Consider the following 19,880-nt stretch of genomic DNA (forward strand, 5'->3'; position numbering starts at 1 on the left):
CGGCCTATGTTTGTGTCGCCTGTGCCATCTTTTCACACGGCTTAAAAGCGACTTTGGCCTGTTTTCAACTTCTGTAGTAACAGTAACGTAATCCTGCCGAATTGTGAAAGACCCTTGGCAAAAATTCGCTGAAACGTGATGTGCCGTCTGCGACAGCGCTAAAGCCAATCCCACATCAGCCGCAAAGCCAAAGCAGCGGAGGCTAAGACCAATACAGGCTTGATCAATCGCGCACCGATGCGCGTTGCCAAACTAGATCCCAAATAAGCCCCTGCAATCTGCGCAGCGCCCATCGCGAGGCCCAGCATCCAAAAAGGCTTTGCAACCAAGATAAACCCAACAAGCCCACCTACATTTGATGCAAAATTCAACAGCTTGGTGTGGGCCGTAGCTTTCAAAATACCGTAACCTGCCAATGTGACAAACCCGAGCATGAAAAACGCACCGGTTCCTGGCCCGAGCAAGCCATCGTAAAACCCCACCAGCGGCACAAGCGTTGCGGTGAACACAAGTGGCGTGATGCGTTGCACTTTGTCCACATCATCAAGGCCGGGCTTAAAGGCGAAAAACAAAGCGATAAAAATCAGCAAAAATGGCAAACCGAATCGAATGACATCTGTCGGCAAATGACTGGCCAAAATAGCGCCTAAAGCCGCCCCAACAAACGCAAGCCCCGCAGGCAGCATCTGTTTGCGCAAATCCACATGCCCCGCACGCGCATAGGTGATCGCGGCCATACCTGCGCCAAACAACCCTTGGACCTTGTTGGTGGCCAGCGCTGTAATTGGCGGCACACCAGCCAGCATCAAAGCCGGCACAGTGATCAGCCCACCCCCTCCAGCGATTGAATCCACAAAACCCGCAACAAAAGCGGCCCCCATCAAGATGAGAACAAGATCAGCGGACACTTCAAACATTTAAGCGAACTCGGATTTGGCATAGCCTTGGATGTACAAAAGCGCGGTCAGGTCGCCATGATTGATGCGAATATCACATTCGGCGGCGACCGAAGGTTTCGCGTGTAAAGCAACACCTGCACCAGCAAGACCAAGCATCCCAAGATCATTCGCCCCATCACCGACAGCCATCACATCGTCATGGGACAGACCAAGACGTGCAGTGATGTCTTTAAGCGCCTGCACTTTGGCTTCGCGGCCAAGGATGGGCATCCCCACAGTGCCGCTGAGTTTGCCATCCGCAACATTGAGTGTATTGGCGCGGTTCTCGTCAAAGCCCAACGTTGCGGCCACATGACCCGTAAACGCTGTAAATCCGCCAGACACCAAAGCCGCATAAGCGCCGTCACGTTTCATAGTTGCCAGCAATTCCTTACCACCGGGCATAAAAGTGATGCGGGTATCGATGACCTCTTGGATCACGCTTTCAGGTAGGTCTTTGAGCAATCCAACGCGTTCTTTCAAAGCGCCATCAAAATCTAATTCGCCGTTCATCGCCCGCGCCGTAATATCTTTCACCCGCGCGCCAACGCCCGCCACATCGGCCAGCTCGTCAATGCACTCTTGTTGGATCATCGTGCTGTCCATGTCTGCCAGTAGCATCTTTTTCTTGCGGGCATCTTTGGGCAAAACAATCAAATCGATGCCCTCGGATTGAAGCGCAGACCAGACATCCCACTGATTGGCAGGCTTTTCGCCAATCATAAACTCAGCCGCTTCGCCAGTGGCCAGCCACTGCGCATCGCCACCACCCCAAGCATTGCGCAGCGCCTCAACAGCTTCACGAGACAAAGACGGATTGGCAGGAGAGGTCAAAAGCGTGACGATATACATGGGTTCATATCCAGTCGTTTAGGTTTGGCTGTCTATCGCATGACAACAACGCTCTGCCAAGTCCACGATCTGCGCGCTCTAATATGTACGACCTATTTCGCTCAGTTCACACGGGGTTTACCTAGATGAGATGAAAACGCACATCACCTGCAAATTATCGTTGCATGAATCGCAATCGAGGATTAAACGCGGCGGTGGGACACCTCTCCCCAACGAGAGGCTTATATCTGGAAGGATACCAGTAATGGCTATTCAAGCTCCGGCCACGCGGCCGGCTAATCCGCGTTTCTCTTCTGGCCCTTGTGCCAAAATCCCTACATTTTCGCTCGAATTGCTTGCCGATGCGCCACTTGGCCGCTCGCACCGTGCTGCTGTTGGTAAATCCAAACTGCACACAGCCATCGAGACAACCCGCGAAATCTTGGGCATCCCAGCAGACTACAAAATCGGCATCGTTCCTGGCTCTGATACGGGCGCAGTTGAAATGGCAATGTGGTCGCTTTTGGGTGCACGCAAAGCAACTATGGTTGCATGGGAATCATTTGGTTCCGGTTGGGTCACTGATGTTGTGAAACAACTCAAAATCGACGCAGAGGTCAAAACCGCTGACTACGGTCAGATCGTTGATTTCGCTGAAGTTGATTTCGACACTGACGTTGTGTTCACTTGGAACGGCACCACATCTGGTGCCCGTGTACCAAACGGCGACAAAATTCCAGCGGACCGTGACGGTTTGACCATTTGCGATGCGACATCTGCAGCGTTCGCGATGGACCTGCCTTGGGACAAACTCGACGTGACCACGTTCTCTTGGCAAAAAGTGCTGGGCGGCGAAGCGGCGCACGGCATTATCGTTTTGTCCCCACGTGCTGTTGAGCGTCTTGAATCCTACACACCAGCATGGCCTTTGCCGAAAATTTTCCGCATGACCAAAGGTGGCAAGCTCATCGACGGTATCTTTAAAGGTGAAACCATCAACACGCCCTCTATGTTGGCAGTTGAAGATTACCTTGTGGCACTTGATTGGGCGAAATCTGTGGGTGGCCTCAAAGGCATGATTGCCCGCGCTGACGCAAATACAGCCGTGATTTCAGCTTTCGTTGACACACACAATTGGATCGAATTCTTGGCGGCTGATCCTGCGATCCGTTCCAACACATCTGTCTGCGTCAAATTCACCGACACGCGCATCACAGACGGCGCAGTGTTTGCCAAAGCCGTTGCAAAACGTCTTGAAGCCGAAGGTGTCGCTTTGGACATCGGTGCGTACCGCGATGCCCCTGCTGGTCTGCGAATTTGGTGTGGCTCGACTGTTGAAACCTCGGATGTTGAGGCGTTGATGCCTTGGCTGAACTGGGCGTTCGAAGCAGAGATCGCAGCACTTTAAGTTATCGCGTTTGACCGCATAGCTTGCAGGACAATTCAAAGGCGGCCAATGGCCCTGGCCGCCCCCCCACAGAATTCATATAATGTAGGAGCCTCATATCATGGCACCCAAAGTACTCGTATCCGATAGCCTTTCTGAAACAGCTGTTCAGATTTTCCGTGACCGCGGCATTGAAGTTGATTTCGAACCAGCGCTCGGCAAAGACAAAGACGCGCTTGCTGCCGTGATCGGCAAATATGACGGTCTGGCCATTCGCTCTGCCACCAAAGTGACACCTGCTTTGCTTGAGCACGCCACGAACCTTAAAGTCGTTGGTCGCGCTGGCATCGGCACAGACAACGTTGACAAAGAAGCGTCTTCCAAAAAAGGCGTGATCGTTATGAACACGCCTTTCGGCAACATGATCACAACAGCCGAGCACGCGATTGCGATGATGTTTGCTGTTGCGCGTCAAATCCCAGAAGCCTCTGCGTCTACACATGCTGGAAAATGGGAAAAATCCAAATTCATGGGTGTTGAGCTGACCGCGAAAACACTCGGCGTTATCGGCGCAGGCAACATCGGCGGTATCGTTTGTGACCGCGCCCGTGGCCTGAAAATGAAAGTGGTCGCATACGACCCATTCTTGTCCGCTGAACGCGCTATTGAAATGGGTGTTGAGAAAGTTGAGCTTGACGATCTGCTCGCACGCGCTGATTTCATCACGTTGCACGTGCCGTTGACAGACAGCACACGCAACATCTTGTCTGCTGAAAACCTGGCGAAAACCAAAAAAGGTGTGCGCATCATCAACTGTGCCCGCGGTGGTTTGGTCGACGAAGAAGCGCTCGCTGAGCTGCTGAAATCCGGCCACGTTGCTGGTGCGGCTTTGGATGTGTTTGCTGTAGAACCCGCCAAAGAAAACGTTCTGTTCGGCCTGCCAAACGTTGTGTGCACGCCGCACTTGGGAGCGTCTACATCTGAAGCACAAGAAAACGTGGCACTGCAAGTGGCTGAACAAATGTCCAACTACTTGCTCGATGGCGCTGTTGAGAACGCGCTGAACATGCCATCCATGTCTGCTGAAGAAGCCAAAATCATGGGTCCGTGGGTCACATTGGCTGAAAATCTTGGCTCTTTCATCGGTCAAGTGACTGACGAAGCCATCAAAGAAATCAACGTCACATTCGACGGCGTTGCAGCTGAGATGAACCTCAAAGCTTTGGAAGCGGCTGTCATCGCGGGCATCATGCAAGCAGCAAACCCTGATGTAAATATGGTGTCTGCCCCTGTAATTGCCAAAGAGCGTGGCATCCAGATTTCCAAAACAACACAAGACGCGACTGGTACGTTTGACGGCTACATCAAGCTCGACATCCAGACTGTTGAAAAGCACCGCACCATCGCGGGCACAGTGTTCTCTGACGGCAAGCCTCGTTTCATCCAAATTAAAGGCATCACCATCGACGCTGAAGTTGGTGAGCACATGCTCTACACAACCAACCAAGACGTTCCTGGTATCCTTGGCAAACTAGGTACACTTTTGGCCGAGCACGATGAAAACATCGCGAACTTCACTTTGGGTCGTGCCAAAGCTGGCGGAGATGCGATTGCTGTGACGTTCTTGGACACACCAATCAAAGCGACAACGGTTAAGGCGCTCAAAGACAGCGGCCTATTCCAACACGTGCGCCCACTGCATTTCAAAGCGTAAATTCGCATCGTTACAAAAAGATCATCACATGATTTTAAAGGGCCGCTGGACATTCCGGCGGCCCTTCGCTTTTGTAACACCAAAACAGGAGACGAACATGCGCATCTACGCCATCGGTGATATTCACGGCCAACTCGATATGCTCAAAGCCGCACATGCGCGCATTGAGGCAGACAAACTTCGCGTTGGTGATTCTGATGCGCAAATCATTCACCTTGGGGATTACACAGATCGTGGGCCAGACAGCAAAGGTGTGATCCAATATCTGATGGATGGCATTGCGGCTGGCAAACCTTGGCTGGCCATTCGTGGCAATCATGACCGCATGTTCACCCGCTTTGTGTCCCGTGGCATTGCCCATGATGACAATATTAAATCAGGAAAAAGCTGGCTCAACCCATCACTTGGCGGCCAAACAACACTGGCATCCTATGGCGTGGCTTCAGAAGATGGTATGTTTGAAACCGCTCATTTGGCGGCTCAAAAAGCCGTGCCCTCGGAACACATCGACTTTATTGAATCCCTACCGCTGACTCTGCAATTCGGCGACTATGTCTTTGTGCACGCAGGTGTACGCCCCGGCGTTGCCTTGGAAAACCAAGACGAAGAAGATCTGATTTGGATTCGTGAAGGCTGGTTAGACTTTCATGGGAAATTGCCTTGGATGGTGGTCCACGGGCATACAGCACTTGATGAACCCACCCATTTTGGCAATCGCATCGATATCGACAGTGGTGCTGGATATGGCAACCCATTGACCACCCTTGTGATTGAAGGTGGACATCAAGAGGTCGTCACCGAAACTGGGCGCATCCCCTTGATGCACATCAGACCCATGTAAACGACTTATATGCGAGGGGAGGTGACTGTTCTCTCGCATTTTCCACATTTTATTAAGAATCTTTTCACCCTGTTCCGCCAATCTGGAACAAAGACCGCGATTATATACGTGGCAGGGAATGAAGGGTTCAGACATGTCACTCGATACACTCGCGCAAGAACGGCGTGCCCGCTTGGCCGCTGAGCGCTTGCTTGAACTCAAACAAGCTGAGTTGTTCCAAGCAAACAAAAAGCTATCTATTCACGCACGTAGCTTATCCGATGAAATCATCGTCAAACGGGAAGAAACCGAAGTTCTCAAAAACGAGAACTTTCAAGTGCTGGAAGATTTAGACAAGGCAAACACAGCCGCATTCATAGCAGAACGCCGCCTTTGGGATTCGATTGAAACCATCCAAGATGGCTTTGCCGTGTTCGACCCTGATGACATTATGATTGCTGCAAACCCTGCATACCTGAATATTTTTGATGGGCTTAAAGATGTACGGCCGGGCATTTCTTATCCAGAAATATTAAACATCGCTGTCGAAGAGGGAATCATCGATATCGAAAGTATGTCACGATCTGAATTTGTCGAGGCTGCCCTAGACCGCTGGCGTGCGCCCGTGCGCGAGCCCCACACAATTCGGCTTTGGAACAACCAGTTCATCAAATTGGTCGATAGACGATCCGCAGATGGCGATATGGTGTCGCTTGGGCTGAACATCACAGATTCCATGCGCCACGCCACACGCCTAAAACAGGCAATACATAAAGCCGAAGCCGCCAACCGCGCAAAGTCTACGTTCCTCGCCAATATGAGCCATGAAATTCGCACTCCGATGAATGGTATGGTGGGTATGGCAGACCTGATGAGCGAAACAGATTTGAACGAAGAGCAAAAAATCTACGTCGACACCATCAAAAGTTCAGGTGAAGCGCTTTTGAACCTCATCAATGATGTCTTGGACTTCTCCAAAATCGAAGCCTCCAAACTTACGTTACACCCGATACCTTTTGACCTTGAACGCAGCATTCAAGATGTGATCGTGCTGTTGCAACCCGTGGCAAAACAAAAGGGTATCGAGCTGATCATTGACTACGATATGTTCATGCCGACACGGTTCATCGGCGATCAAGGCCGCATTCGTCAGGTGCTGACCAACCTCGTGGGCAACGCAGTTAAATTTACTGCGAAAGGTCATGTCATCGTGCGCATTGTCGGCCTGCCTGAAGATGATGGAAAACGTCAACGTGTGCATTTTTCAATCGAAGATACAGGCATTGGAATCGCCACAGAAATGCGCACCCATATCTTTGGTGAATTCAATCAAGTCGAAGATGAACGAAATCGTAAATTTGAAGGCACAGGTCTGGGGCTTGCGATCACCAAACAACTCGTTGCACTTATGGGCGGGGATATCTGGGTCGACAGCGAAGAAGGACACGGGTCCTGCTTTGGGTTTAAATGCACCTTGGATGTCGTGGAAGATGATATCGCGGCTCCCCCCTTACCTGCCTGGATGCATAAGGCGTATTTGATTGATCACATCGATGCCAATTGCGCCATTTTGGAAAAACAACTCACAGCGCTTGGCTTTGAAGTTGTGCCATTGGATACCGCCCAAAACCTTTTGGAAACGCCTCTGGACGGCGACATCTATCTGCTCGACAACAACTTGCCTGACACAGATATGAATAACTTGATCTTGGAGTTGCGCGCACGCGGCGTTACGGCACCGATCCTGTTGATGACATCTGGTCCAGTTTCGGCGTCCACGCTTGAAATTGACGGAACTGCTACGCTGCAAAAACCACTTTTGCGCTCTGATCTCTGCCTAGCACTGTCCTCGCTAGTCCCCGTAAAAGCACAATCAATTGATCCACATAATCGAAAAATGCGAATTTTAGCCGCTGAAGATAACAAAACCAATCAGTTGGTTTTCGGCAAGATGCTTAAATTTCTCGAGATTGATCTAAGGTTTGCCAATAACGGTCGTGAGGCCATAGAACTCTACGAATCCTTTGATCCAGACATGATTTTCATGGATATTTCAATGCCAGAGGTCGACGGAAAAGAAGCCACGCGCACCATACGCAACATGGAGCTTGGCAGTGGAAAACACGTCCCGATTGTTGCACTCACAGCCCATGCTATGGCTGGGGATGATCAAGAAATTTTGGCGGCAGGATTAGATCACTACATGACCAAACCCTTACGCAAAGCTGCGATCATTGACCAGATTTTGCAACGGCATCCCGCGCATTGTCAGCCACTCCTGCCTGAAGAACCCGCAACAGTTGCATCCAGTACAGCGCCGACAGACACAACAATGGCTGGCGAATAGACTAGGCGCTTTGGATGACCTCAAGCATCGGTACACCAAACCGCAGTGCCTGGCGTTCGCCCACCAGCTTTTCAAAGGCCTTCATGTCGCGTGGCCGTGAAGATGCAATACGCGACAACTGCGCCGACGTCATCGTCATCGGTTTCAAAGTTCCGCACAGCCCGCGCGAAAACGTCTCATGAACCGCGTGCAGCTTATCAAACAAATCCCCTGCGCCACTCACCGCCAGCTTTCGGCGGGACGGGTGCAGTTTTTCTGGTGTGGCACCTAAGATAACCGACAAAAACGCATCGCCATAGCGTTCTAGTTTTTTTGCACCAACCCCACCAATCCGCGCCATATCATCAAGCGTTTTAGGTCGAACTTCGGCCATTTCAATCAGGGTTCGGTCAGCAAAAACCACATAGGCAGGCACACGCGCTTCTTCGGACAAAGCACGCCGCTTTGCCTTGAGCGCAGACAACAATGGCGCGTCCTCGTCCGACACCAGCGCCTTTGCGACGGGACCGCCACGGTGGGCTTTGGCCAGTGTGTCCCGTCGCAATGTGACGCTTGCCTCGCCTTTCAAGATAGGCACAGCGGGCTCTGTCATGAATAAAGCGCCGAACCGATCTGGGTTCGGGCGCACCAAATCGATACCCATCATCTGTCTGAAAATCGCATTCCATTGGCGCTTGTCATATTCGCGACCAATGCCAAACACTGACAAGGCATCATGGTTCCATTGCTTCACTTTATCGGTGGATTTTCCCATCAAAACATCGATCAAATGGCCTGCGCCGAACCCTTCATCACAGCGTAAAATAGCTGACAGCGCCTTGCGCACAGCCTCAGTCCCATCAAACAAATCTGGCGGGGTGTCACACAGGTCGCAAGTTCCGCAGGGCTCAGGGTTTTCACCAAAGTATGACAGCAAATTTTGCCGCCGACACACCTGCGCTTCGGCAATCCCCAGCAAAGCATTCAAACGGGCATGATCTGCTGAGCGCCGCTCAACCGGTGATGGACTTTCATCAATCTGAGTACGCCGAAAGCGGATGTCATCCGGGCCAAAAAGTGTGAGCGTTTCCGCAGGTGCGCCATCGCGCCCAGCCCGACCAATTTCTTGGTAATACGATTCAACAGATTTGGGTAAATCTGCGTGCGCCACCCAGCGGATATCAGGCTTATCGATGCCCATCCCAAACGCAACAGTAGCGACTACGATCACCTCGTCTTCTTGCTGAAAACGCCGTTCAACATCACGACGACGGTCACTTTCCATCCCGCCGTGATATGCAAGCGCAAGTTGGCCACCGTCACTCAACGCTTTGGCAAGGCTTTCAGTTTTGGCACGCGTCCCACAATACACGATACCAGATTGACCTTTTCGCGCTTTTGCAAAATTCAGAATCTGCGCCCGGGGGCTATCTTTGACAGCAAAAGCCAAGTGAATGTTCGGACGATCAAAGCCACGCAAAAAGATTTCGGGATCGGCGTCATCAAACAACCGTCGTACAATTTCGCCACGCGTTTCTGCGTCAGCAGTCGCGGTAAAGGCACACAGTGGGACATCAAGCGCACGACGCAGATCACCGATGCGCAAATAGTCCGGGCGAAAATCGTGCCCCCACTGGCTGACACAATGCGCCTCATCCACCGCGATCATCGACACGTTTGAACGCCGCAAAAGCGGCAATGTGCCACCTGAGGCCAACCGTTCGGGTGCCATATACAAAAGTTTAAGACTGCCGTCGGCCAAAGCAGCAAACACAGCGTCGGTTTCTTCGTCGGTGTTGCCAGATGTCAAAGCACCCGCTTCAACACCAACCGCTTTGAGTGCCTGCACTTGGTCACGCATAAGCGCAATGAGTGGTGAAATAACAATGGTCAGCCCATCACACACCAAGGCGGGCAATTGAAAGCAGAGTGATTTTCCACCGCCTGTGGGCATAATTGCCAAAACATTTTGGCCAGCGGTGACCGCATCTACGATTTCTTCTTGGCCAAGGCGAAACGCGCTGAACCCAAAGACCGAAGACAAAAGCGCCTGCGTTTGTGACATGTTTTCCTGCTGCTAATTGGTTGAGAGCAGAATCGCACGTCACGCCGCAGGCCTCAAGGCCAGATCGACTTAAAGAAAGATGCCAGCATTGTTGCGAATGATGATTTCGAGCGCATAGACGGCCAAAAATGCAACAAGCGGTGCGAGATCGAGCCCGTTCATATCAGGCAAAAACCGACGAATGCGCGAATAAAGGGGTTCAAGCAAACGGTTCAGACCTTCCCAAATTTGATAAACCAATGGCTGGCGCAAATTGAGCACTTGGAAATTGATCAACCAACTCATTGCGATATGGACGATCATGACGAATTTCACCGCGCCTAGAATCATGAGCAGAATTTGCAGTATGGAAAGCATGGGTAGGTCCTATTTTTCGTGTCTTATTACACCTAAGGTCTTGATGTGCGGTGCGCAAGTCGTGCAGCTATATATCGTGCCGCAACGTTGCCGTTGACGTTTCCTTTGGCTCTTGCGATTGCTTTGCGCATGTATCCATTTTTACGCATCGCCTATGGCATTCTAAAATTTCGCAAAGCCCCAAAACTTGGGCTTTGGGACACCCATACCTCACACCACTATTGTCTGCCTTGGGACATCGATCTGTGGTGGGAACTCAATAACGGGCGCACCTTAACGATTTATGATCTTGGGCGCATCCCAATGGCCATGCGCAATGGCACCGCTGAGGTGAGCAAAAAAGCTGGGCTGGGTATGGTAGTTGCCGGCGCATCTGTGCGTTACCGCAAGCGGATCACGATGTTCAAAAAGATCGAAATGCACTCGCGTCCCGTTGGGTACGACGATAAATTTATCTATATGGAACAATCTATGTGGCTCGCCAATGGTGAGTGCGCCAATCATATTTTGATCCGTGGCGCAGTTGTAAAAAATGGCAAAATGGTTCCGCCTGTGGAATTGCTGGAAATGATAGATAAAGATGTTGAATCCCGCGAGCTGCCCGAGTGGGTGCAAGCTTGGGCTGATGCGGATAAGCTACGTCCGTGGCCCCCTAAACGCGGCTAGCGTTTAGACATTGCGTCAACGGTGTTTTGCCTGTTCTATCCGCTTGAATAAAAATCAAGGGATCAGGCATGAAAAACGTCAGTGCGAGCAAACGCATCAAAGGCTGGATGATGTATGACTGGGCCTCGCAACCCTATCACACATTGATCGTGACGTTCATTTTCGGGCCTTATTTTGCCGAACAAGTCATCGCACATTTTAGTGCCATGGGAGTAGATCATGACACCGCCCGCGCACAAGCACAGTCTGTATGGGGCCTTGGTCTGACAATTTCAGGTCTGTCCATCGCCATTCTTGCCCCTGTGCTTGGGGCGATCGCGGATGGAACGGAACGTCGCCTGCCTTGGATCTGGGTGTTCAGCGCGTGCTATATCGTTGGCGCCGCGGGCCTATGGTTTGCTTCTCCGACAGACTTTCCCACCTATATGGTTCTTGCGTTTTTCATTTTAGGGATGATTGGAGTCGAGTTTACCACGATTTTCACCAACGCTATTTTACCAAGTTTGGGAGACAAATCAGAGATCGGAAAAGTGTCAGGCAACGGCTGGGCTTGGGGGTATGTGGGCGGCGTTTTGGCGTTGATTTTAATGCTTTTGTTTTTCGCGGAAAATTCAAATGGCATCACGCTTTTGGGTAAAGGCCCCCTGTTTGGGCTTGATCCAGAAATGCGCGAAGGCACACGCTTTGTAGGGCCGTTCGTGGCCGGATGGTTTGCCCTATCGATGATCCCGTTTTTCTTGTGGATGCGCGAACCGCGCGGTTCGGGCATGAAACCCGCCATGGCCATCAAATCTGGTCTATCCAGCTTACTTGAGACACTTAAAAGTTTGCCATCGCGCAAATCACTTTTGGCCTATTTGATGTCGTCCATGTTCTATCGCGATTCCTTGAATGGCGTGTTTGCCTTTGGCGGAGTTTACGCGCTTGGTGTTCTGGAATGGTCCGTGATCAATGTGGGCGTGTTTGGGATTTTGGCAGCCCTATCAGGTGCTATCTTCACCTATATTGGCGGCTTTCAAGATAAAAAATTCGGCCCAAAACCCGTAATTGTATTTAGTATTGTTCTGTTGATCGTGATCTGCGTCTCGATCATTTCAATCACCCCCGAAAGCGTTTTGTTGATACCTGTCGCGGCACAAAGCAGCATGCCTGATGTCGCCTTTTACGTTTGCGGCATTGCACTCGGCGCAGTAGGCGGCGTGATACAATCTGCCAGCCGCACAATGATGGTGCGTCAAGCCGACCCTGAACGCATGACGGAGGCCTTTGGTCTGTATGCATTATCAGGCAAAGCGACGTCTTTTTTAGCACCTGCACTTATTGCGGTTGCAACCGCACTCACCAATTCACAACGGATGGGCATAACACCGCTGATCGGGCTTTTCCTTGTTGGCTTGATCCTGTTAGCTTGGGTCAAACCTGATGGTGAAGAGGTAAGTTGATGCGGTTTACAACAGTTACTTTGATTTTATGCACGATGCTCGCGGGCTGTGGTGGCGATGATAAGCCTGCCAAGGCTAAAGCCCATACAGTCACAATGTCGTCGAGCGATCATCGGCCTGCGAAAGAACTGTTTGGACGCGTCAGCATGCCATCCCATCAAGCGTCGGAAGCCATTGGAAGCTACGCCAAAGGCTGTGTCGGCGGAGCTGTACAGCTGCCCGAAACAGGCCCAACATGGCAAGCGATGCGCCTGTCTCGCAATAGAAATTATGGCCATGAAACGCTTGTAGATTTTGTCCAAGACTTATCACGTGAAGCCGCCAAACAGTCCGGCTGGGCAGGGCTTTATGTGGGCGATATGAGTCAACCACGCGGTGGACCAATGCTAACGGGGCACGCAAGTCACCAAATGGGATTGGATGCCGATTTTTGGATGCTGCCGCCAAAACGCTTGGATTTAACCGCCGCTGAACGCGAAAGCTTATCGTCGATTTCGATGCGCAGATCCGCTGGCGCGTTTGTCAATGACAGCTGGACCAAACAGCATCACAACGTGCTCAAAGCCGCCGCCAGCGATCCGCGTGTTGCGCGCATTTTTGTGTTTCCCGGCGCCAAGGTTCAAATGTGCAAAGATGAAAAAGGCGACCGCGCTTGGCTGAATAAAATTCGGCCATGGTACGGACATCATTACCATTTTCACGTACGCCTAAAATGCCCCAAAGGGGATAACTCATGCGTCGATCAAGCCCCACCACCCGCGGGAGATGGATGTGCCGATGCGCAATCTTGGGTCAATAACATCTTAAACCCACCGCCCCCAAAACCTGTTGATCCAAACGCCCCCAAACCTAAACCCAAAGCGCAAATCACGCTTGCAACGTTGCCATCACAATGCTCTTCCGTTCTGTCCTCGCGCTAGGCGTGGCGCTGCTGTGCGCGCAAAACCTTGCTGCTGATACGCAATATGTGGGGTCACACCTGTGGACATCGAACGCCCCCTTGCACGGCGGGTTTTCAGGGTTAGAGGTCAGCGCAGATGGCAAGACTTTCACTGTGTTATCTGACAGTGGCAGCCTAGCCACTGGTGTTTTTTCACGTTCAAAAACGAAAGAAATTCAAAAGGTTGAAACCCTTTCACTGCATCCCATCAAAGACAAAGATACCGATACTCTACGCAGGTATATGAACGATTCCGAGGGCCTTGCTATCGCGCCCAGCGGGGAAATTTATGTCAGCTTTGAGGGCGTGCATCGCATCTGGCGCTATGACACGGCGTCAAGTCGCGCAAAGCCGCTACCGCAGCACCCCGCCTTTAAGGCCATGCAAAACAATTCATCACTCGAAGCGCTCGCGATCACTCCACAGGGGCATCTGCTTACCTTACCTGAACGTTCTGGCGGGGAAACTGTGCCCTTTCCCGTGTACCGATTTAATGGCTCTGTGTGGGATGTGCCCTACGCGATCCCACGGCGTGGAAACTATTTGCCCGTTGGGATGGATATCGGCCCTGATGGCAAGCTGTACCTGCTAGAGCGTTGGTTCCGCGGTATCGGGTTTTCGTCACGTGTGCGCCGCTTTGAATTTAAGGGGGATACACTTGTGAATGAAGTCACCTTGCTTGACACCAAACTTGGCGTTCATGACAATCTCGAAGGCATCGCCGTGTGGCATGATGGGACTGACATCCGCCTCACTATGATTTCCGATGACAATTTCAAACCCTTCCAAGTCACCGAATTCGTCGAATATCGTGTTACAGATTAGGCTTGATCTCTATATTTTTAAGGGTTAAACGCCCCCATCGCCTCATCCGGGGCCGAGTTGCCGTCACCTTCGATAAAAAACGGAATTTATCATGACACGTATCCTACCTGGCATTCTTGCCATGGCCGCCATCGTTGTGGCCTCTAACATCCTCGTTCAGTTTCTCATCCTTGATGGGCTGCTCACATGGGGCGCTTTCACCTATCCTTTCGCCTTTCTTGTGACCGATCTGATGAACCGTTTGTATGGCCCGAATGCCGCACGAAAAGTCATCTTTGCGGGCTTCATTGCGGGCATCATTTGTTCGCTCATCGGCACCCAAATCATGTTGCAAGGCGATGGTTACACCTATCCTGCCGTTGCGTTACGCGTGGCTGTTGGATCTGCTGCTGCATTTTTAATCGCTCAACTTGTGGACGTCTTTGTTTTCAACCGTTTGCGCGATGGAAATTGGTGGAAAGCTCCGCTTGCATCATCCATCATTGGTTCAGCTTTGGACACCGCAATCTTTTTCACCATCGCTTTTTCTCAATCCATTCAATGGTTTGGTGAAAATGCGAACATGGAAATCAACTGGGCTTGGGATGCAGTTCCCTTACTCACCCTTGGCCCCGATGCCCCGCTTTGGGTGTCTTTGGCACTCGCAGATTGGGGCGTAAAGCTGGCTTTGTCCCTTATCGCGCTCATCCCATTCCGTCTCATTTTACGGCGCCTTCACACAGATGTCGTATAAATTTACTTGCCATATACTAAATCTATGGCACGATACCCCTATCGGCAAACAATCGAAAGGAGGTGGACCAGTGTCTAGAGTAATTATGGTGAATGAGGTCAAGACAGTCGGGGGGGCCGCCACTTAAAGGCAAACCTTTGGGTGAAACACCCCTGATTGGGCGAACCTAACTGGCCCATTTCCTAAGATCTCGAAGGGTTGTCTTATCTAGGCAACCCTTTTTGCTTGCCCTCTCTACGCCCAAATTGCCCGTCTGCCATCCGTCTGATATGTGTATGGCATCTGTCGGCGATCTGTCGGGAAAATGTCACTCAAAATTGCGAGACACACCATGGGACTGCGCATCACCGAAAATATTGAACTGGCCGATTGGGAACTGTCGGAAAGCTTCATGCGCGCCTCTGGCCCCGGTGGGCAAAACGTCAACAAAGTGTCTTCGGCTGTGGAATTGCGGTTCGAGGCCGAACGATCCCCCAACTTGCCACCCGCTGTGAAAATCCGCCTGCGCAAACTCGCAGGACGTCGCTGGACCAAAGACGGCGCAATTATCATGCAATGCGATGAAAGCAGATCCCAAGTCCGCAACCGAGACCTCATCCGCGAGCGTCTGGCGGCGCTGATCAAACAAGCCACCGAGCGACCCAAGTTTCGGGTTAAGACCAAGCCGACCAAAGGCTCGGTTCGGAGAAGACTCGACGGGAAGAAGAAACGCGGAGAGGTGAAAGCGTTGCGTGGGCGGGTGGATTGATGATAGCTAGATATATGATTTAAAGTCTCATTTTAGGAAAAATATTATGAAAGTAATTTCAGTAATTAACTACAAAGGTGGCGTTGGCAAAACAACAATTACCGCGAATTTGGCTGCTGAGCTAGCTTGGCGTGGCAAACGTGTCCTTGTCGTAGACATGGATGCCCAAGCAAGTCTTACGTTTTCGTTCATTTCTCCAACAGAGTGGGCAAATAAATTCGAAGCCAGTGGTACAATTAAGTCGTGGTTTGATGATTTTCTGAGTGGAAGCACATCGAGTTTGTCGAGCGTTATCCAACACCCACCCAAAATAAATGCCAAAGTTGCAGTCAATGGTGGCCGTGTTGACGCGATTTACAGTCATCTGGCACTAATCAACGTAGATTTGGAGCTTGCGACAAAACTTGGCGGAGCCAATCTCGGACAGGCAAAAGATAACTTCCTTAAAGTTCACAAAAGGCTAACAGATGGTTTGGCCGAGCTTGAGGCCGACGCATATGATGTGGTGCTAATTGACTGCCCGCCAAATTTTAATATTGTTACAAAAACGGCTATCGTTGCAAGCGATCTTATCTTAGTACCGACACGTCCCGACGAACTGTCGACGTTAGGTATCGATTACTTGGTGCGAAGTATAAGTGGGCTCCAAAACGACTTCAATGATTACGCAAACCACTCGGGGGGCATTTCAGTAGACCCTATTGATCCCAAAATACTCGGTGTCGTATTTACGATGATTCAAGAATACGGGGGTGGACCAATTCAAGCGCAACAAGTATTTATGTCCCGATTAAAAAACGCGAAGACACCGCCAGTTTTTAACACTTACATCAAGAGAAACGACTCCCTATTGTCTAGTGCTCCGGCCTACGGTACGCCCGTCGTACTGGAGCCAACTTCAAACTCCAGCCACCAAAGTGTGGTAGAATCTTTCGAAGAGTTCTGCACGGAATTTCAATCAAAAGCGGGGATATAATGGGTATCGATAAAGTTTCAGCAGATATCTTGAATCGAACTACTCAAATTTTGAGATCAGGGACCGAATCTGATATCAAAAGACTTGGACAATACTTGACTAAGTTCAAGCTTCAGAAGGTCGAGCCAGTAGAAGACCACGCAAGAAATATTGAAGAGATTATTCAGCTTGTTGAAGTACTGAAGCAATTAAAGTCCTCAGAAAAAGCATTGGAGCTGTTGAATGCCAGCACTCCAAATAAAGATTTTTTGATAAGAGTGTCGAGAGAGATCGGACTACCTGTAGTAAAGTCAGACAGGGTCGAACAACTAAAATCCAAGATCGTACACGAAATGGTCGAATCTAGACTTAATTCAGAAGCAATACGGAACCCTCATTCTACACAACAACGTCCATAGCGACCTGCTCTCCAACCCCAAACACCCGTTTATACCGAGCAATCTCCTCTGCTGGGCCCATAGCCTTATTCGGATTGTCTGACAGTTTCACCGTGGGGCGACCGTTTGCTTCCACGGCTTTACAGACAATTGAAAACGGAGCAAGGGAGTCGCCGTCGGTAAGGCCTCTGAAGTCGTTCGTCAGCAGCGTGCCCCAGCCGAATGATGTTTTCACGCGGCCCGCGAATTGTGTGTGCAGTTCGATGATTTTTGCGGTGTCCAAGCCATCCGAGAAAATCACCAATTTTTGCGTCGGGTCTTCGCCCCGCTCTGTCCACCATTTGATCGCGGTCTCAGCGCCCGTCGCGGGATCGCCGCTGTCGATGCGGATACCTGTCCAGCCCGCAAGCCAATCCGGCGCGCCGTTCAAGAAGCCTTGGGTGCCGTAAGTATCGGGCAAAATGATGCGCAGGTTGCCTTCGTGTTCGTCCTGCCAATCGGCCAAAACGTCATAAGGCGACTGGCGCAAGGCGGCGTCATCATCGGCCAAAGCGGCATAGATCATCGGCAATTCATGGGCGTTGGTGCCCACGGCCTCAAGGTCGCGCTTCATAGCAATCAGACAGTTTGAAGTGCCCGAAAACTTATGCCCCAAGCCCTCGGTCATGGCCTGCACACACCAGTCTTGCCACAGGTAAGAATGGCGACGACGCGTGCCAAAGTCTGCGATCTTTAGACCTGTAAGAGGTTTTAATTGCTCAACTTTTTCCCAAACACGGGTCATAGCGCGGGCGTAAAGCACTTGCAATTCGAACTTGCCCATATCGCCCGTGACGGCCCGAGAGCGCAGTTCCATCAAGATTGACAAAGCGGGGATTTCCCACAGCATGACCTCGGGCCAAGAGCCTTCGAATGTCAGCTCATATTGGCCATCGACCTTTTCAAGATGATAGGGCGGCAGGCGCAGGTTTTCGAACCATTCCATGAAATCAGGGCGAAACATCTGGCGTTTGCCGTAAAACGTATTGCCACGCAACCAAGTGCTTTCACCACGCGACAAAGACAGGGAGCGCACGTGATCAAGCTGTTCGCGCAGTTCACCTTCATCGATCATCTCAGCCAAACGGATGGTTTTGGATCGATTGATCAAAGAGAATGTGACCCGCGTTTCAGGATTATTGCGAAAGACCGATTGGCACATCAGGAGCTTGTAAAAGTCGGTATCAATCAACGATCGCACAATCGGATCAATTTTCCATTTGTGATTGTGAACACGTGTTGCAATATCAACCATCTCAAAGCTCCCTATGATATAAATGCGTTAAAGCAGGGGACTGTGGGGTTTGGCAAGCGGCGTAAAAGCTTTGCAAACACTTATATGCTAGACCGTACGTCACGCACTCGAGAAAGACATATAATGCACCGACATCTTAGCCGAATTTTTCTAGCGCTTGTGTTTGGCCTTATGGCCGCCGATCCCAGCTTGGCCGCAGGGGGATATTGGGAATTCGGGGCATGGCGCGTTATCGTTGAAGAGATCGACACAGGCGAAGATCTACGCCGCACCTGCACCGCTATGACAGGTGGCGATGGGGATATGAGCGCCGTTTTAACTGTCAGCAATGGCGATGCCGGCCCGCCTGATTATTACCCCGAACTGCTTATCAATGAACATGCCATTCGGGGCTATGATACGAGGATGCAGGCCAGCGACGAGGTCTATCTATGGTTCGACGATGAAGACGTTATCGACGGCACGATTGAACATTTTTTTGATGATGATGGCTTTGCCCATGCACAGGTGTTTTTGGCTCAAAGTACAAGCCAAGCTGGCCTGCGCGCAATGAAGCGCAATGGCCAGATGGATGTCACGGTGAACGGGCGCGCCATGCATACGTTTTGGTTAAACGGCTTTAGCGCCTCATATTTGAAGATGATGGACGAATGCGGATTTGATGGCTCAGGCGTATTGGACCTGCCCTAAACGCATGTGACCTCGTGTGGTGAACTGTCAATCGACCAGCACAACACCAAGCTCCGCCATATCAGCGCGGGCAGCAGATTCCGTTGTAGGATCAATCGCACGGCAAAGCTTTGTGATGACCGTGGTTTTAAACCCCAGTTTGGCAGCGTCTTGGGCGGAAAAATTGACGCAGTAATCTAGGGCCAGACCAACGAGTGTCACAGTATCTATGCCACGCGTGTGCAGATAGCCCTCAAGCCCTGTGGGGGTTGTTTTGTCATTTTCAAAAAATGCCGAATAGCTGTCGATGCTCGGTGTGTACCCTTTGCGAATAATCAGATCACCATCAGTTCTCAGCGCGGGGTGAAACGCCGCGCCATCGGTGCCCTGAATGCAATGATCCGGCCACAACACTTGCGTGCCATATGGCGCCTCAAACGTGGTAAATGGTTCAGCGCTGTGACTGCTGGCAAATGAACTGTGCTCGCGCGGATGCCAATCTTGGGTCAAAATCACAACAGAAAAGTCATCCATCAACGCGTTCACACCTGCGACGATCTCATCCCCGCCGCTGACAGCTAATGCACCACCGGGGCAAAAGTCGTTTTGAACATCGATAACGATCAGAGCGTGATTGGCTGGGCGCATGGTCTGTCTTTCTGCATAAATATCTGGTGTTTGGATCAGTGGTAGCAAGCACAGGCAAGAGGTCAAGATATACCCGCATATATCAGTGACAGCACGCCGCAGATCCCCCACTTGATCTGCGCGC

Annotated in this window: 19 protein-coding genes; 13 read left to right on the top strand and 6 right to left on the bottom strand. The window is 51.1% G+C overall.

From position 1 onward, the window contains the following. Positions 1 to 158: 158 nt before the first annotated feature. Together BM025_RS11780 and serB are read right to left on the bottom strand one after the other, a co-directional pair. Positions 159 to 917, bottom strand: coding sequence for a TSUP family transporter (locus tag BM025_RS11780; RefSeq protein WP_085848039.1), 759 nt, complete (start codon positions 915 to 917; stop codon positions 159 to 161). Next, positions 918 to 1,790 carry a phosphoserine phosphatase SerB gene (gene serB, locus BM025_RS11785; protein WP_085848038.1) on the bottom strand — a complete coding sequence of 291 codons (873 nt, stop codon included), beginning with the start codon at positions 1,788 to 1,790 and terminating at the stop codon, positions 918 to 920. 244 nt (positions 1,791 to 2,034) lie between these two features. On the opposite strand from serB, the gene BM025_RS11790 reads away from it, so the two are divergent. The 4 genes from BM025_RS11790 to BM025_RS11805 all read left to right on the top strand — a co-directional run bounded on the left by BM025_RS11790 (position 2,035) and on the right by BM025_RS11805 (position 8,037). Continuing rightward, the gene (locus BM025_RS11790; protein ID WP_085848037.1) at positions 2,035 to 3,177 is read left to right on the top strand and encodes a phosphoserine transaminase; all 1,143 of its coding nucleotides are present in this window, start codon (positions 2,035 to 2,037) and stop codon (positions 3,175 to 3,177) included. A gap of 100 nt (positions 3,178 to 3,277) precedes the next feature. After that, entirely contained in the window at positions 3,278 to 4,870 is a 1,593-nt protein-coding gene (gene serA, locus BM025_RS11795; protein ID WP_085848036.1) for a phosphoglycerate dehydrogenase, read from the top strand. 97 nt (positions 4,871 to 4,967) lie between these two features. Further along, entirely contained in the window at positions 4,968 to 5,711 is a 744-nt protein-coding gene (locus tag BM025_RS11800) for a metallophosphoesterase (protein ID WP_085848035.1), read from the top strand. A 133-nt stretch (positions 5,712 to 5,844) separates the two neighbouring features. Continuing rightward, entirely contained in the window at positions 5,845 to 8,037 is a 2,193-nt protein-coding gene (locus BM025_RS11805; protein WP_085848034.1) for an ATP-binding protein, read from the top strand. A 1-nt stretch (position 8,038) separates the two neighbouring features. On the opposite strand, the gene recQ is transcribed toward BM025_RS11805, so the two are convergent. Together recQ and BM025_RS11815 are read right to left on the bottom strand one after the other, a co-directional pair. Beyond that, positions 8,039 to 10,081: a DNA helicase RecQ gene (gene recQ, locus BM025_RS11810; protein ID WP_085848033.1), complete on the bottom strand. Its 2,043-nt coding sequence runs from the start codon at positions 10,079 to 10,081 to the stop codon at positions 8,039 to 8,041. Positions 10,082 to 10,150: 69 nt separating this feature from the next. Further along, a complete protein-coding gene (locus BM025_RS11815) occupies positions 10,151 to 10,438 on the bottom strand; it encodes a YggT family protein (RefSeq protein ID WP_085848032.1) in 288 nt (95 codons plus the stop codon). A 45-nt stretch (positions 10,439 to 10,483) separates the two neighbouring features. Here BM025_RS11815 and BM025_RS11820 point away from each other — a divergent pair, with 45 nt between their 5' ends. From BM025_RS11820 to BM025_RS11855, 8 genes are all read left to right on the top strand, one after another. Then, positions 10,484 to 11,104 carry an acyl-CoA thioesterase gene (locus BM025_RS11820; RefSeq protein ID WP_306455978.1) on the top strand — a complete coding sequence of 207 codons (621 nt, stop codon included), beginning with the start codon at positions 10,484 to 10,486 and terminating at the stop codon, positions 11,102 to 11,104. Positions 11,105 to 11,172: 68 nt separating this feature from the next. Next, on the top strand, positions 11,173 to 12,546 hold the full coding sequence (locus BM025_RS11825; RefSeq protein WP_085848031.1) for an MFS transporter: 1,374 nt from the start codon (positions 11,173 to 11,175) through the stop codon (positions 12,544 to 12,546). Then, complete coding sequence (gene mepA / locus BM025_RS11830) at positions 12,546 to 13,466, top strand: penicillin-insensitive murein endopeptidase (protein ID WP_085848030.1); 921 nt, start codon at positions 12,546 to 12,548, stop codon at positions 13,464 to 13,466. The genes BM025_RS11825 and mepA overlap by 1 nt, the downstream gene beginning before the upstream one ends. Further along, positions 13,439 to 14,311: an esterase-like activity of phytase family protein gene (locus BM025_RS11835; protein ID WP_085848029.1), complete on the top strand. Its 873-nt coding sequence runs from the start codon at positions 13,439 to 13,441 to the stop codon at positions 14,309 to 14,311. The genes mepA and BM025_RS11835 overlap by 28 nt, the downstream gene beginning before the upstream one ends. A 91-nt stretch (positions 14,312 to 14,402) precedes the next feature. Next, positions 14,403 to 15,044 (top strand): queuosine precursor transporter, encoded by a 642-nt coding sequence (locus tag BM025_RS11840; protein WP_085848028.1) that lies wholly within the window; start codon positions 14,403 to 14,405, stop codon positions 15,042 to 15,044. Between the two features lie 331 nt (positions 15,045 to 15,375). Then, positions 15,376 to 15,792 carry an alternative ribosome rescue aminoacyl-tRNA hydrolase ArfB gene (gene arfB, locus BM025_RS11845; RefSeq protein WP_085848027.1) on the top strand — a complete coding sequence of 139 codons (417 nt, stop codon included), beginning with the start codon at positions 15,376 to 15,378 and terminating at the stop codon, positions 15,790 to 15,792. A gap of 46 nt (positions 15,793 to 15,838) precedes the next feature. Further along, complete coding sequence (locus BM025_RS11850) at positions 15,839 to 16,768, top strand: ParA family protein (protein WP_085848026.1); 930 nt, start codon at positions 15,839 to 15,841, stop codon at positions 16,766 to 16,768. Beyond that, on the top strand, positions 16,768 to 17,166 hold the full coding sequence (locus BM025_RS11855) for a hypothetical protein (protein ID WP_085848025.1): 399 nt from the start codon (positions 16,768 to 16,770) through the stop codon (positions 17,164 to 17,166). Before BM025_RS11850 ends, BM025_RS11855 begins: the two co-directional genes overlap by 1 nt. Here the strand turns inward: BM025_RS11855 and pncB are convergent. Continuing rightward, entirely contained in the window at positions 17,147 to 18,439 is a 1,293-nt protein-coding gene (gene pncB / locus BM025_RS11860; RefSeq protein ID WP_085848024.1) for a nicotinate phosphoribosyltransferase, read from the bottom strand. The two genes, BM025_RS11855 and pncB, sit on opposite strands and share 20 nt — an antisense overlap. A gap of 123 nt (positions 18,440 to 18,562) precedes the next feature. Here pncB and BM025_RS11865 point away from each other — a divergent pair, with 123 nt between their 5' ends. Continuing rightward, complete coding sequence (locus BM025_RS11865; RefSeq protein ID WP_085848023.1) at positions 18,563 to 19,129, top strand: hypothetical protein; 567 nt, start codon at positions 18,563 to 18,565, stop codon at positions 19,127 to 19,129. 27 nt (positions 19,130 to 19,156) lie between these two features. Here the strand turns inward: BM025_RS11865 and pncA are convergent, their stop codons facing one another. After that, positions 19,157 to 19,756 (bottom strand): bifunctional nicotinamidase/pyrazinamidase, encoded by a 600-nt coding sequence (pncA, locus tag BM025_RS11870; protein ID WP_085848022.1) that lies wholly within the window; start codon positions 19,754 to 19,756, stop codon positions 19,157 to 19,159. Positions 19,757 to 19,880 lie beyond the last annotated feature (124 nt).

It is taken from the genome of Pacificibacter marinus, from assembly GCF_900109555.1.
Taxonomy (GTDB): domain Bacteria; phylum Pseudomonadota; class Alphaproteobacteria; order Rhodobacterales; family Rhodobacteraceae; genus Celeribacter; species Celeribacter marinus_C.

Bases quoted from the DNA above. Each gene is read 5' to 3' on its own strand.
- pncB (WP_085848024.1), bottom strand. From the start codon at position 18,439: ATGGTTGATATTGCAACACGTGTTCACAATCACAAATGGAAAATTGAT.
- BM025_RS11840 (WP_085848028.1), top strand. From the start codon at position 14,403: ATGACACGTATCCTACCTGGCATTCTTGCCATGGCCGCCATCGTTGTG.
- mepA (WP_085848030.1), top strand. From the start codon at position 12,546: ATGCGGTTTACAACAGTTACTTTGATTTTATGCACGATGCTCGCGGGC.
- BM025_RS11800 (WP_085848035.1), top strand. From the start codon at position 4,968: ATGCGCATCTACGCCATCGGTGATATTCACGGCCAACTCGATATGCTC.
- BM025_RS11855 (WP_085848025.1), top strand. From the start codon at position 16,768: ATGGGTATCGATAAAGTTTCAGCAGATATCTTGAATCGAACTACTCAA.
- serB (WP_085848038.1), bottom strand. From the start codon at position 1,790: ATGTATATCGTCACGCTTTTGACCTCTCCTGCCAATCCGTCTTTGTCT.
- BM025_RS11825 (WP_085848031.1), top strand. From the start codon at position 11,173: ATGAAAAACGTCAGTGCGAGCAAACGCATCAAAGGCTGGATGATGTAT.
- pncA (WP_085848022.1), bottom strand. From the start codon at position 19,756: ATGCGCCCAGCCAATCACGCTCTGATCGTTATCGATGTTCAAAACGAC.
- BM025_RS11805 (WP_085848034.1), top strand. From the start codon at position 5,845: ATGTCACTCGATACACTCGCGCAAGAACGGCGTGCCCGCTTGGCCGCT.
- BM025_RS11850 (WP_085848026.1), top strand. From the start codon at position 15,839: ATGAAAGTAATTTCAGTAATTAACTACAAAGGTGGCGTTGGCAAAACA.
- BM025_RS11790 (WP_085848037.1), top strand. From the start codon at position 2,035: ATGGCTATTCAAGCTCCGGCCACGCGGCCGGCTAATCCGCGTTTCTCT.
- serA (WP_085848036.1), top strand. From the start codon at position 3,278: ATGGCACCCAAAGTACTCGTATCCGATAGCCTTTCTGAAACAGCTGTT.
- BM025_RS11835 (WP_085848029.1), top strand. From the start codon at position 13,439: ATGCTCTTCCGTTCTGTCCTCGCGCTAGGCGTGGCGCTGCTGTGCGCG.
- BM025_RS11815 (WP_085848032.1), bottom strand. From the start codon at position 10,438: ATGCTTTCCATACTGCAAATTCTGCTCATGATTCTAGGCGCGGTGAAA.
- BM025_RS11865 (WP_085848023.1), top strand. From the start codon at position 18,563: ATGCACCGACATCTTAGCCGAATTTTTCTAGCGCTTGTGTTTGGCCTT.
- BM025_RS11780 (WP_085848039.1), bottom strand. From the start codon at position 917: ATGTTTGAAGTGTCCGCTGATCTTGTTCTCATCTTGATGGGGGCCGCT.
- recQ (WP_085848033.1), bottom strand. From the start codon at position 10,081: ATGTCACAAACGCAGGCGCTTTTGTCTTCGGTCTTTGGGTTCAGCGCG.
- arfB (WP_085848027.1), top strand. From the start codon at position 15,376: ATGGGACTGCGCATCACCGAAAATATTGAACTGGCCGATTGGGAACTG.